Origin of the sequence: Coprococcus sp. HPP0074 (assembly GCF_964238105.1) — a bacterium.
GTDB lineage: Bacteria > Bacillota > Clostridia > Lachnospirales > Lachnospiraceae > Faecalimonas > Faecalimonas umbilicata.
Genome location: NZ_CAXSKS010000010.1, coordinates 1 through 13,594, shown reverse-complemented (window position 1 = coordinate 13,594; position 13,594 = coordinate 1). Strand labels below are relative to the sequence as shown.

Sequence of the window (13,594 nt, the reverse complement as noted above, 5' to 3'; positions counted from 1 at the left end):
ACTATCCGAAGTAAAACAGATAAAATGATATACAGATAGCGGGGGAAACCGTTATTGGATATATAAAAGATGAACGACTTCATGGCAAAAAGTCGTATTTTTCATGTTTTATACTAAAGCAAAATATTTTTAGGAGGTCGTTTAGACATGGCAAAATGGGTTTATATGTTCACCGAAGGTGACGCAAGCATGAGAAACACTCTTGGCGGTAAAGGTGCTAACCTTGCAGAGATGACAAAGTTAGGTCTTCCAGTGCCACAGGGATTCACAATCACAACAGATGCTTGTACACAATATTATGAAGATGGAAGAAAAATTAACGATGAGATCATGGAACAGATCATGGACGCAATTGTTAAAATGGAAGAAGTTACTGGAAAGAAATTCGGTGACAAAGAAAATCCACTTCTTGTATCTGTTCGTTCTGGAGCAAGAGCTTCTATGCCAGGTATGATGGATACAATCTTAAACCTCGGATTAAATGAAGAAGTTGTCAAAGTATTAGCTGAAAAATCAGGAAATCCACGTTGGGCATGGGATTGCTACAGAAGATTTATCCAGATGTACTCTGACGTAGTTATGGAAGTCGGTAAAAAATATTTTGAAGAACTGATCGACGAGATGAAAGCTGAAAAAGGTGTAACTCAGGACGTTGACCTCACAGCAGAAGATTTACAGAAACTTGCTGAACAGTTCAAAGCTGAATATAAAGAAAAGATTGGGGAAGAATTCCCTACAGATCCAAAAGAACAGTTAATGGGTGCTGTAAAAGCTGTATTCCGTTCTTGGGATAACCCACGTGCTAACGTTTACCGTCGTGACAACGATATCCCATATTCTTGGGGAACAGCTGTAAACGTACAGATGATGGCATTCGGTAACATGGGAGAGACATCTGGTACAGGTGTTGCATTTACTCGTGACCCAGCAACAGGAGAGAAACACTTAATGGGTGAGTTCTTAATGAACGCTCAGGGTGAAGACGTTGTTGCAGGTGTTCGTACACCACAGAAGATTGACCAGTTAAAAGAAGTTATGCCGGAAGTTTACGAACAGTTCGTAGGAATCTGCAAGACTTTGGAAGATCACTACAGAGATATGCAGGATATGGAATTCACAATCGAAGATAAGAAACTCTACATGTTACAGACACGTAACGGTAAGAGAACAGCTCAGGCTGCTTTAAAGATCGCTTGTGATTTAGTAGACGAAGGAATGATCACAGAAGAGAAAGCTGTTGCAATGATCGATCCTCGTAACTTAGATACATTACTTCACCCACAGTTTGATGCTGCAGAATTAAAGAAAGCTGTACCAGTTGGAAAAGCTTTAGGAGCATCTCCAGGAGCTGCTTGCGGTAAGATCGTCTTCACAGCAGAAGATGCAAAAGAGTGGGCTGCAAGAGGAGAAAAAGTTGTTCTTGTTCGTCTTGAGACATCACCGGAAGATATTGAAGGTATGAAAGCTGCTCAGGGTATCTTAACAGTTCGTGGTGGTATGACATCTCACGCTGCCGTTGTTGCTCGTGGTATGGGTACATGCTGTGTATCTGGATGTGGTGACATCACAATGGATGAAGCAAACAAGAAATTTACATTAGCTGGAAAAGAATACCATGAAGGAGATCCAATCTCTCTTGACGGTTCTACAGGTAACATCTACGACGGAATCATCCCGACAGTAGACGCTACAATCGCTGGTGAATTCGGAAGAATCATGGGATGGGCTGATAAATATAGAACATTAGGAGTAAGAACAAATGCGGATACTCCGGCAGATGCAAGAAAAGCTCGTGAGCTTGGCGCTGAAGGTATCGGACTTTGCCGTACAGAGCATATGTTCTTTGAAGGAAACAGAATTGATGCATTCCGTGAAATGATCTGTTCTGAGACATTAGAAGAAAGAGAAGCTGCTCTTGAGAAGATCCTTCCAGAACAGCAGGGAGACTTCGAAGCTTTATATGAAGCATTAGAAGGTAATCCGGTAACAATCCGTTTCTTAGATCCACCGTTACACGAATTCGTTCCTACAACAGAGGAAGATATTAAGAAACTTGCTGATACTCAGGGAAAAACAGTTGAACAGATCAAAGCAATCATTGATTCTTTACATGAATTCAACCCAATGATGGGACATCGTGGATGCCGTCTTGCAGTTACTTATCCAGAAATCGCAAGAATGCAGACAAGAGCTGTGATCCGTGCAGCAATCAATGTACAGAAAGCACATGCTGACTGGGATGTTTGCCCAGAGATCATGATTCCGTTAATCGGAGATATCAAAGAATTAAAATATGTGAAGAAAGTTGTTGTAGAGACAGCAGATGCTGAGATCGAAGCTGCTGGTGTTGAATTAAAATACCATGTAGGTACAATGATCGAGATTCCAAGAGCTGCTCTTACAGCTGATGAGATTGCAAAAGAAGCTGATTTCTTCTGCTTCGGTACAAACGACTTAACACAGATGACATTCGGATTCTCTCGTGATGATGCTGGTAAATTCTTAGAAGGATACTACGATGCAAAAATCTTCGAGAACGATCCATTTGCAAAATTAGACCAGATCGGTGTAGGTAAATTAATGGAGACAGCTGTGAAATTAGGAAGACCGGCAAATCCAGATTTACATGTAGGTATCTGTGGAGAGCACGGTGGAGATCCAAGTTCCGTAGAATTCTGCCATAAGATTGGATTAGACTATGTATCTTGCTCACCATTCCGTGTGCCGATCGCAAGATTAGCTGCTGCACAGGCTGCTATCAATAACAAGTAATACACCGTATAGAACAGGTGTGGAAACTTCATTAGTTTCAATAACAGAACCCCTTACGCAATGAAAGCGTAAGGGGTTTTTATAGTTTCAAGGATATAGTCAATTCCAAATTCCCATATCCTCTAATAGATCCAGTGTAATCTGTGATGCAGTGCTTCCGGAGGCCTGCTGTTCTGCCTGAATATTTGTGGCAAAAAAATATGTATTTTGTGAGTTTTCGATATATCCGATGAACCAACCATTTACATTTTGCCCATTGACATTACCGGTTCCTGTTTTTCCATAAAGTGTGTTTTTGCCGTGTGTAATCAGGCGGATGGAATCTTTTACGGCAGCAATATGTTCCGGATTAAAAGCAAAGGTATTTTGATAGAAATCTGTCAGCAGGCTGACTTGTTCGAAGGCAGAAATTTTTAAGGAAGACTCCATCCAGTAAGAATCAGATTGATCGATCGATTCGTTCCCATAATGAATCTGCTGTAGGTAAGAACGGATTTTGCCGTGCCCCAGTTTTTTGTCGATTGTCTGGAAATACCAGTTGACCGAAGCAGACATTGCAGAGTGCAAGGTATGGTTTTTATTCCAGGCATCAAACGGATAATGATTGTGATCCCATGGGATCATGGAATATTTTGGAGTAATGATTTTTTCTTCCAATCCGAACAGAGCACTATAGAGTTTGTAGGTAGAATCCGGGGAAATTCTTTTGTATGCCTGTTCGGGATGATAAATTTGGTAATGATCCTTTTGCAAATCATATAAGACAAAAGTACCTTCATAATCTCTGAAATAAGAAGAAAGATCAATGGTAGAAACAATGCTGTCCGAGGTATCTGGGCGGAAGGAAGTTTCCTTTGCGGCCTGCATAGACAACACAGGGGACATACTGATCAACAGTAGAGAAATCACCAGAACCAGGACGTAGCCTTTCGCCTTTTTCCATGGTGTGGGAGCTTGATAGGAGGCGATATTAAGGATTCTCCGCTTCATTTGCGGCATCGATCCGCCAAGTCCGACAGAGAAGGAAAGGGGAATGTGAGAAAGTGTCTCAGCAAAATTAATTAAAGCGGAACCATACTCCTGACAGGAAGTTTCGCCTACGGTTTCCAAAACAGAAGTATCACAGGCGATTTCACGGTCGATGCGTATTTCATGAAGGACATACCAGACAGCCGGATTGAACCAGTAGAGTGCACAGAAAATATTTAGAAAAAGATTCAACAGGCCATCTTTTTGGCGATAGTGCTGCAATTCGTGCAGGAGAATGTAGCGGAGGGCACTGTGGGGATAACCGGAAATCAGACGAAGTGGAAGGTAAATGCGAGGTTGAAAGATTCCGGTAATCGCAGGTGATGGAAGAAAGGCAGTGGTATAGACGGGGATGTTCCGCGTAATACCAAGCTCTTTCAGGCAGCTTATATACAAAGAAGAAATTTCAGCATTTTCCAGAGGAAGTGCTGTACTGCTTAAGTGATATAGCTGCCGGACAGAACGGATGAAAAAAATGAACATGATCCCAATCCCTGTGCACCATAGCAAAAAAAGAATCTGTCCTGCAATGGAAGGAACCTGCCTGCTTATAGATATTGTAAAATCATTCATCCATTCAGAGGTGTTTGAAAATGTGGAAGAAAGAGGGCTGTCTGTGAGAGGGTGGTGGGCAAATCCTTTCTGGGAGGAAAATGTACTGAAAAATGAAGAAATTTGTGCGGGCAGAGAAAAAGAGCATACCGGGACAAAAGGAACAAGCAGGAAAAAGAAGAGAAGGAACCAAAGATGGTACTGCATTTGACTGGAGAGTGTCCTGCGAAATATCCATTTGCAGAATGCAAGTATCCCGATGAAAATTCCAAGAAACAAGTTTGACAGAAGAAAACGAATCATAAAATCAGCCATGTTACTGTCCTCCTTTTCCTTTGGAAAGAATAGAACGAAGAGTAGCGATTTCACTGTCTGATAATCGGTCATTTTCAATGTAGGAAGACAGCATAGCGGTGATATCACCATTATAATAGCGATTCAAAAAAGAAGAACTTTCCTGACAAATGTATTCATTTTCCTTTACCAGTGGTGAGTAGACAAAAATACGTCCGTGCTTTTCGTAGGAAAGAGCTCCCTTTGTCGTAAGGCGCTTAATCAGGGTTTGGATTGTTTTGGGGCTCCAGGAAGTAGTACGTGTGAGTTTTTCAGTAATCTCATTTGTATTGATCGGTGCGTATTTCCATACGATTTTCATAACTTCATATTCGGCTTCTGAAATTTGTGGCAATTTTTTCATAGTAATCCTCCAAATCTTACATATGTAATAAAAATATTATAAAGGAGAGAGAAAAAAAAGTCAAATAGCAGGTGACAGGTAGAAGTGGAAGGATGCGTATATAAAATAAAAATAAGAAGATATACAAAAAGTTTGAAAAATTAAGACAAAAGTTAATGTTTTTGTAAAAATGTCGAAATAACATTAGCTTTAGAATGAAAAAAGAAGAAAAAAATATACAAAATAAATAAAAATGAAATATATAGAATAAAAAAATAGACAAAATACACAACAAATGTTATATTGACAGTATCAGAAAAACCGGAATAAAGGAGGAAGTGGATATGAAGAGAAAGCAATTAGCAGCATTGGGATTGGCAATTGTTATGGCAGTGGGGACTGTTGGTACATCGGGCATCACTGTTATGGCTGCAGAGGCACAGACAGCAGGCACGGAAGCGGAAAAAGAAAGTCAGAATGCTGAAGCTGAGTCTCAGACACAGGAGGATCTCTCTGCACCACAGCAAGAAGAACAACAAACACAGCAGCCGGTGGTCGGAGAAGAGCAAGATCAGCAACCGGTAACGGGAGAAGAACTTCAGACACAACAGCCGGAGAAGGAAGAACAACAAGAGGTACAGCAGCCAGAGACTGAAAGTGGTCAGGAAGCACAGCAGCCGGGGCTCGAACAGAATAAAGAAGAAAAAGAGAGCATGACGGAAGCTGAATTTATTGCAATGGTGCAGGCAGAAGTGGATGGACTTTTGGCAGATGCAGATGAGGTTATTTTTGGACCTTTGATGTATACGGAACAGTCATGGAAGGTATATGAAGCTGCGAAAGCGGAGATGCTGGCACTTCGCGCAGATCCTATGAAATATTATGATCCAGATGGAGCACAGATTTATGGAATTTTTGAACGTTTTGTCAATGCTGTAAATGGTCTTGAACTCATTCCAGAGGTGGTAGACAAATCAGAACTTTATGAATTGATTGCGTTGGCAGATCAGGTTGTATCACAGACAGAAGTATATGCTCCAGATTATATTCAAGCTTTGAAGAATGTACTTGCAACGATTGACAGAAATAAGATAGAAGCGATGACGCAAGCAGAGACGGCTCAGGCAGTGGCAATGTTGAAGCAGTTGTTACAGACGCCGGTCGTTTCAGAAAGTGGAGTGATGAAGCTGATAGAGGAATCTCGTCAGATGCTGGAACAGTTAAAAGTTTCCGGCCTGTATGCAGATCAGGATCTGGCTATAATTCAAACATTGCTTGATGAAGCACAAAAGGCTGCCGACAGTGCGAACTGGAATGAAGCAATAGAAAAGCTGAATATGGCAAATCAGAAAATGACAGAGATCTCAATGTCTGCTGAGAAAATAAAAGAGGCATTGGCAAGTAAAGTTGCAGATAAAGAATACAAAGATTTGTATGAAGATATTAAAGCACACCCAGAAAATTATGATAAGAATACAACAGGATTTTATGTCGAGTCCTATGATCAGGCAAAAGCTCTTTCTGTATCCAATGAGACAGACGTGGAGAAACTGTATGAGGCATTACAGCAGATAGAGTTTGCGAAGAGTACTGTTATGAAATTGGAAGATTCTATGAAGAATTTCATGGAAGATATGGAAAAGATTCTTGAATCCGAGAGAAAAAATGTCGGCAAAGCCGGAGGATTTACAAAAGAGGACTTTGACAAGATGGAGGCGCTTTACAATGAGTTGAAGGAACTTCTTGCAAATCCGGATACAGAGAAGGCTGTGCTCCAGGAGAGAGTGGAAGCACTGAATAATCTTCTTGTAACGGCGGAGAGGATTGAGAAAGAGGAAACAGTAGATCCGGAACAGAAACCAGAGCAGAAGCCGGAACAGAAGCCAGAGCAGAAACCGAATAAAGAAGAGGAAAAGAACGAGGACAAAAAGAAGAAATCTGAGGTTCCAAAAACAGGAGATCCGGCTTCGATTTTTGGATTAGGAGTAATGTTAATCGGAAGTGGAATTGCAGGAGCAGTAGGACTTAGAAAAAAATCGGAAGATTCTGAAGAATAGCGGAACGGATTTCAAGCAGGATAAAATGAATTATTAAAAGAAGAGCATGTCTGTGAGTATTTGCAGACATGTTCTTTTTTCGTTATAAGAAGTTTTAGGAAACTTCAAACAAAAAACAGAAAAAATTATAAAAAACATCGTTATTAACAGAAAAATGTGTTATAATTTGTATAAAATATCCATATAAAAATAGATGAAATAGCTTTGTTTGTGTTTTGGAATCATATTTTCGGAGCGTAGGGAATCGTTTTTTAAATGGACTAAAGAAGGTGAAAATATGGGAAAGAAACAACCGTTGTATCAAAGTTTCAGGTATGCGTTTGAAGGCATTTTTACCGGGATCAGGAAGGAGCGGAATATGAAGATCCATTGTCTAGGAGTTATCTGTGTGACTGCGGCAGGATTTTTCTTTGATATTTCTGCAACAGAGTGGTGTATCTGTCTGATTTTGTTTGGTCTGATTCTTGGTTTGGAACTTGTAAATACTGCGGTGGAGGCAGTAGTTGATCTTGTGACCGAAGAGAAAAAGCCGCTTGCAAAGCTGGCGAAAGATACTGCGGCAGGTGCAGTTCTGATTGCAGCTATCATGGCAGCATTTGCAGGAGTGATTATTTTTTTGCCGAAGGCGGCACAACTTTTTGTAGGATAAGACAGGATATCTGGAAAAGATAGTCATAGGGAGGAAATTTTTATGGAGAAACTTGGAGAAAATGTAAAGAAATTATTGTTGGCAGGAATCGGAGCAGCAGCAGTGACAGCAGAGAAATCAAAGGAACTTCTGGATGAGATGGTAAAAAAAGGGGAGCTGACTGTGGAGCAGGGAAAGGTGTTAAATGAAGAGTTAAAACATAATCTCAAAAAGACGGTACAGGAGAATGTCCATAAAGCAGAAAAGCAGACTTCCACAGAAGAAGTGGATGATCTGCTGGAAAAATTATCACTGGAACAGCTGGAAGAATTGAAAAAGAAACTGTATGTTACAGAAGGTGATGGTGAGAAAGACGACTGTGATGACAGAGCAGAATGAGGTTGTAGATGAGCAAAGAAGAATCCAGAGAATACAGGACAAGATTAAAAGAAATGACTGCAATTTTGCATCGACATGAGATTTCCAAAGGATTTTCACCGGAGAAGCTTCGCTTGATTTTGGAGGATCTTGGTCCTACTTTTATTAAATTAGGACAAATTATGTCCATGCATTCAGATATTTTACCAAAAAGATACTGTGATGAGCTGATGAAGCTTCGCTCAGAAGTAGCTCCGATGAACTTTGCAGAGGTGGAGGAAGTACTAAAGTCTGCCTATGGATGTCCGTGGGAAGAGATTTTTGCATCCATAGAGGAGAAACCGCTTGGTTCAGCATCCATCGCTCAGGTGCACCGTGCTGTTTTAAAAGACGGTAAGCAAGTTGTGATCAAAGTACAGCGCAGAGGGATCTATGAGAAGATGGCGAGGGATATTGGATTGCTGCACCGCGCAGTGAAGCTGGTTCCCCCGGTGAGCCTGAAAGAACTGGTAGATCTTGATATGGTGCTCGATGAGTTATGGGCTGTGACAAGGGAGGAGATGAATTTTCTGACAGAGGCTTCCAATATGGAAGAGTTTGCCCGGAGAAATAAAGGGATTCTGTTTGTGAAAGTTCCAGAACTTTATCAGGAGTACACAAATCAGCATGTGCTTGTTATGGAACATATTGACGGGTGGAGCATCGATGATAAAGCAGCATTAAAAGAGAACGGATACGATCTGGAAGAAATTGGAACAAAACTGATCGATAATTATATCAAACAAGTAATGGATGATGGATTCTTTCACGCAGATCCTCACTCTGGAAATGTAAAGGTTTGTGGTGGTAAAATTGTATGGATTGATATGGGGATGATGGGACGGCTGACTGAACGTGACAGAAAACTGGTCGGTAAGGCTGTACAAGGTGTTGCGCTAGGGGATGTAGGAATGATTCAGGAGGCAGTTTTGGCGCTTGGAGAATTTCGGGATAAGCCGGATCAGAGCAGACTTTATGAGGACATCAGTGCACTTCTCGCCAAATATGGTACGACGGATATGGGTAGCATTGATGTGGCAGAAGTGATGGTAGATCTGATGGAAGTGATGAAAGAGAACCGGATCATCATGCCCCATGGTCTGACAATGTTGGCGCGTGGACTGACACATATGGAGGGGGTGCTGGCAGACATTGCTCCGGAGATCAATATGGTAGAGATTGCCTCCAGACATATGGCAGGGAAAATTTTCACAGAGAAGGACTGGAAAAGTGAATTGAAAAATGGAGGCAGAAGTTTCTACCGGTCCATTCACAAAGCGCTGGATCTACCTTCCCTTGTGGCAGATTTGATTCAGGGAAATTTGAGAGGACAGACAAAGATCAACCTCGATCTTCATGTATCTGGGGAATTGGAGCGATTGCTGCGGAGACTTGTGAGAAATATTGTGATGGGGTTGTGGGTGATGGCACTTTTAATCAGCTCCAGCATTATCTGTACGACGAATATGAAACCAAAAATATGGGGGATTCCGGCACTTGGTGCGTTTGGGTATGTCAGTGCATTTCTCATTGTGATGTATGTATTTTTGAAACATATTTTTTCAAAGAAATAGAGGAAATACAGTAAGAGACAACTAAAAAAGAATGGTTTGCACATTATTGATAAGAAAATAACGTACAGACCATTTATTTTTGTCAAAACAGGTGTCTTGTCACTTGTAAAGGACGGTGCTATAATGGTAGGAACTGAGGTGGAGAAGAGGATAGGAGAAGACAGAATGAAAATAGTAGAAGAGATTAAAAAATGGAAACAAAAGAAAAATGCAGTCATCCTTGCCCATTATTATGTGAATCCAGAGATACAGGAGATTGCAGATTATATTGGTGATTCATTTTATTTAAGTAAAGTTGCAGTTGGGTTAAAAGAACAGACAATCGTATTTTGCGGCGTTTCTTTCATGGGAGAAAGCGCGAAGATATTAAATCCAAAGAAGACCGTGCTGATGCCGGATCTGACTGCGGATTGTGCAATGGCACATATGGCAGATGCAGAGACCATTCAGAAGATGAGAGAAAAATATGAGGATCTGGCAGTTGTATGTTATATCAATTCCACTGCAGAGTTAAAGAGACATTCGGATGTCTGCGTAACTTCCGCAAATGCAGTGCAGATTGTAAAGGCATTGCCAAATAAACGTATTTTCTTTATTCCGGATAAAAATCTGGCGAGATATGTGGCAGAACAGGTGCCGGAGAAGGAATTTGTATTTAATAACGGATATTGCCCAGTGCATGAGCATATGCAGTTAGAGGAGATCAAGAAAGTAAAAGAGCAACATCCGCAGGCGGAGATTCTCACACATCCGGAATGTCCGGAGGCTGTGTGTGCGATTTCGGATTATATCGGAAGTACATCCGGAATTATTGCATATGCGGCCAAAAGCTCTTGCAAAGAGTTTATTGTCTGTACAGAAAATGGGGTGCGCTATGAATTGGAGAAGCAGAATCCAGATAAGAAATTTTATTTTGCAGAGACGGAACCGGTTTGTCCGGATATGAAGCTGATCACACTGGAAAAAATTCTTCATGTGTTGCAGACAGGCGAAAATGAAGTTCACATCACAGAAGATCTGCGTAAAGAATCAGGAAAGACACTGGAGCGGATGTTAGAACTCGCGAAATAAGAAAAAATGAACGTAGGAAAAAGTAAAGACAGAGGAACTGGAGGAAAAAGAGATGGAGATAAGTGCAGACATAGTTGTAGTGGGAACTGGAGTAGGAGGTTTATTCAGCACACTTTGGCTGCCGGAGGAGAAACAAGTCGTACTGATCACGAAATCGGATTTGGAGAGCAGTGATTCTTTTCTTGCACAGGGAGGAATCTGCGTACTCCGAGATGAAAAGGATTACGAGAGCTTTTTCGAAGATACGATGAAAGCAGGGCATTATGAGAACCGAAAGGAATCCGTAGATCTGATGATACGAAAATCCAGAGAGATTATTGACGATCTGATTGGATTTGGAGTCGATTTTGAACAGGAAGACGGTTGTTTGAAGTATACGAGAGAAGGGGCACATTCGTGTCCACGTATTTTATTTCACAAGGATATTACCGGAAAAGAAATTACAAGTAAGTTGCTGGAACGTGTAAAAGAGCGGAAAAATGTGACAATCTTTGAGTATACAACAATGACGGATATTCTTGAGGAAGATGGCAAATGTACTGGAATTCTTGCAGAAAATGAACAAGGGACATTGCATATCCATGCAGCAGATACCATTCTTGCAAGTGGTGGAATCGGCGGGACTTATCAGCATTCGACAAACTTTCCGCATTTGACCGGAGATGCGATCCGAATCGCAAAGAAACACGAAGTGCGGTTGGAACATCTGGACTATGTGCAGATCCATCCGACGACATTGTATTCGAAAAAACCAGGAAGACGCTTTCTGATCTCGGAGTCAGTGAGAGGAGAAGGGGCAGTGCTGTACAATAAGAAGCATGAGCGTTTTGTCAATGAATTGCTTCCGCGGGATGTTGTGACAAAGGCGATCCACGAAGAAATGGAAAAAGATGGAACAGATTACGTATGGCTTTCGATGGAACATATTCCAAAAGAAACGATCCTCGGTCACTTTCCAAATATTTATCAGAGGTGTCTGGAGGAAGGATACGATGTGACAAAAGAATGTATTCCGGTTGTGCCTGCACAGCACTACTTCATGGGAGGTATCTGGGTAGATCTGGACAGCCAGACTTCGATGGAACATCTTTATGCAGTAGGGGAGACAAGTTGTAACGGTGTGCACGGGGCGAATAGACTGGCGAGCAATTCGCTGCTGGAAAGTCTTGTATTTGCCAAGCGGGCAGCGACAAAGATCTCCGGGGAATCTGAGAAAAGATATCGATAAAGAATCAAAAGATAAGAAAATCAATCAGAGCAGTTGTGATATGAAATAGATATGGGAGGTAAAAGACATGAATAAGATTACAATGACACTTCAGGTGGATCACCTGATTCTGGAAGCGCTGAAAGAAGATATTTCAAGTGAAGATGTGACAACTAATGCGGTGATGAAAGAAGCCGTAAAAGGAGAAGTAGAATTGATCTGCAAGCAGGATGGGATTATTGCAGGATTGGAAATTTTTGAAAGAGTATTTAAATTGCTTGATGCAGAGACGGAAGTAACATTTTTCTGCAAAGATGGGGACAAAGTGACAAATGGACAGTTGATGGGAAAAGTGACAGGAGATATCCGTGTACTTCTTTCTGGAGAGCGTGTTGCGTTAAATTATCTTCAGAGGATGAGTGGGATTGCATCTTATACACGTTCGGTTGCCGATCTTTTAGAAGGTACAGATACAAAATTGCTTGATACGAGAAAAACAACGCCGAATATGAGAATTTTTGAGAAATATGCAGTCCGTGTCGGAGGAGGGTATAATCACCGCTACAATTTGTCTGACGGAGTGCTGTTGAAAGATAACCATATTGGGGCGGCGGGCAGTGTGACTGCGGCAGTGAAAATGGCGAAAGAATACGCTCCGTTTGTTCGAAAGATAGAAGTGGAAGTAGAAAATCTTGATATGGTGAGGGAAGCAGTGGAAGCTGGGGCAGATATCATTATGCTTGACAATATGTCAACAGAAGAGATGCAGAAGGCAATAAGCATCATCGACGGACGTGCTGAGACAGAATGTTCCGGAAATGTGACAAAAGAAAACATCGGTCGTCTGACTTCTCTTGGAATTGACTATATTTCCAGTGGAGCATTGACGCATTCCGCTCCAATTCTGGATATTTCCCTGAAAAATCTTCACGCGTTAGAAAATGCGTAAGTGGAATTAAGAAGGAGATGGAGGGAACAGGTTGCAAGGGACAGAGAGAAGAGAACAGATCATTCACGAAATCCGTGAGAGTACTGCACCGGTATCTGGGAAAAAGCTGGCAGCCCTCTACAATGTGAGCCGTCAGGTGATCGTGCAGGATATTGCGTTGATCCGGGCGGCAGGTTATGATATTCTTTCTACAAACAGAGGATATATTTTGCAGACACCGGCAACAGTCAGCCGTGTGTTTAAAGTAAATCATACGGATGAGCAGCTGGAAGAAGAGCTTTGTTCGATTGTAGATATGGGCGGTTGTGTAGAAAATGTAATGATCAATCATAGGGTATATGGACATATGGAAGCAGAATTACATATTAATTCCAGAAGGAAGGTTATGGAATTCATCGGTGATATCAAAAGTGGAAAATCAAGTCCTCTGAAAAATATCACCTCGAACTATCATTATCATAAAGTAAGTGCAGACAGTGAAGAAACGTTGGATATGATAGAAGAGGTATTGCGGCAGAAGGAAATTTTGATTGAAACAGCTTAAAAAGCAGAGAGGAAATGGACAAAGATGTCTGTTTCCTCTTTTGTGTGCGCCTTGCGGCGCACGTCGCTAATGGATGAAAGTTCCTAATCCGCCCTAGTAGTGGGAAGGATACAGCCAA

General features: G+C 41.4%; 11 protein-coding genes. 9 read left to right on the top strand and 2 right to left on the bottom strand.

The features are described from left to right. Positions 1 to 147 precede the first annotated feature (147 nt). Positions 148 to 2,772 carry a pyruvate, phosphate dikinase gene (gene ppdK, locus ACESPO_RS12070; protein ID WP_009262822.1) on the top strand — a complete coding sequence of 875 codons (2,625 nt, stop codon included), beginning with the start codon at positions 148 to 150 and terminating at the stop codon, positions 2,770 to 2,772. A gap of 99 nt (positions 2,773 to 2,871) precedes the next feature. Here the strand turns inward: ppdK and ACESPO_RS12065 are convergent, their stop codons facing one another. Together ACESPO_RS12065 and ACESPO_RS12060 are read right to left on the bottom strand one after the other, a co-directional pair. Further along, a complete protein-coding gene (locus ACESPO_RS12065; protein WP_336304735.1) occupies positions 2,872 to 4,668 on the bottom strand; it encodes a BlaR1 family beta-lactam sensor/signal transducer in 1,797 nt (598 codons plus the stop codon). 1 nt (position 4,669) lies between these two features. Then, a complete protein-coding gene (locus tag ACESPO_RS12060; protein ID WP_009262820.1) occupies positions 4,670 to 5,050 on the bottom strand; it encodes a BlaI/MecI/CopY family transcriptional regulator in 381 nt (126 codons plus the stop codon). Positions 5,051 to 5,373: 323 nt separating this feature from the next. Here ACESPO_RS12060 and ACESPO_RS12055 point away from each other — a divergent pair, with 323 nt between their 5' ends. The 8 genes from ACESPO_RS12055 (at position 5,374) to ACESPO_RS12020 (ending at position 13,476) form a co-directional block, all read left to right on the top strand. Continuing rightward, a complete protein-coding gene (locus ACESPO_RS12055; protein ID WP_009262819.1) occupies positions 5,374 to 7,086 on the top strand; it encodes a coiled-coil domain-containing protein in 1,713 nt (570 codons plus the stop codon). A 277-nt stretch (positions 7,087 to 7,363) separates the two neighbouring features. Then, a complete protein-coding gene (locus ACESPO_RS12050) occupies positions 7,364 to 7,735 on the top strand; it encodes a diacylglycerol kinase family protein (RefSeq protein ID WP_008976324.1) in 372 nt (123 codons plus the stop codon). A 42-nt stretch (positions 7,736 to 7,777) separates the two neighbouring features. Beyond that, positions 7,778 to 8,113, top strand: a complete 336-nt coding sequence (locus ACESPO_RS12045) for a phasin family protein (protein ID WP_336304736.1) — start codon at positions 7,778 to 7,780, stop codon at positions 8,111 to 8,113. Between the two features lie 8 nt (positions 8,114 to 8,121). Further along, entirely contained in the window at positions 8,122 to 9,705 is a 1,584-nt protein-coding gene (locus tag ACESPO_RS12040; protein WP_336304737.1) for an ABC1 kinase family protein, read from the top strand. Positions 9,706 to 9,870: 165 nt separating this feature from the next. Then, positions 9,871 to 10,776, top strand: a complete 906-nt coding sequence (gene nadA, locus ACESPO_RS12035) for a quinolinate synthase NadA (RefSeq protein WP_016439286.1) — start codon at positions 9,871 to 9,873, stop codon at positions 10,774 to 10,776. A 52-nt stretch (positions 10,777 to 10,828) separates the two neighbouring features. Then, positions 10,829 to 12,004: an L-aspartate oxidase gene (locus ACESPO_RS12030; RefSeq protein ID WP_009262815.1), complete on the top strand. Its 1,176-nt coding sequence runs from the start codon at positions 10,829 to 10,831 to the stop codon at positions 12,002 to 12,004. A 67-nt stretch (positions 12,005 to 12,071) separates the two neighbouring features. Continuing rightward, on the top strand, positions 12,072 to 12,932 hold the full coding sequence (gene nadC / locus ACESPO_RS12025; protein WP_016440133.1) for a carboxylating nicotinate-nucleotide diphosphorylase: 861 nt from the start codon (positions 12,072 to 12,074) through the stop codon (positions 12,930 to 12,932). 31 nt (positions 12,933 to 12,963) lie between these two features. Further along, positions 12,964 to 13,476, top strand: coding sequence for a transcription repressor NadR (locus ACESPO_RS12020; protein ID WP_008976318.1), 513 nt, complete (start codon positions 12,964 to 12,966; stop codon positions 13,474 to 13,476). The last annotated feature ends 118 nt before the right edge of the window (positions 13,477 to 13,594 follow it).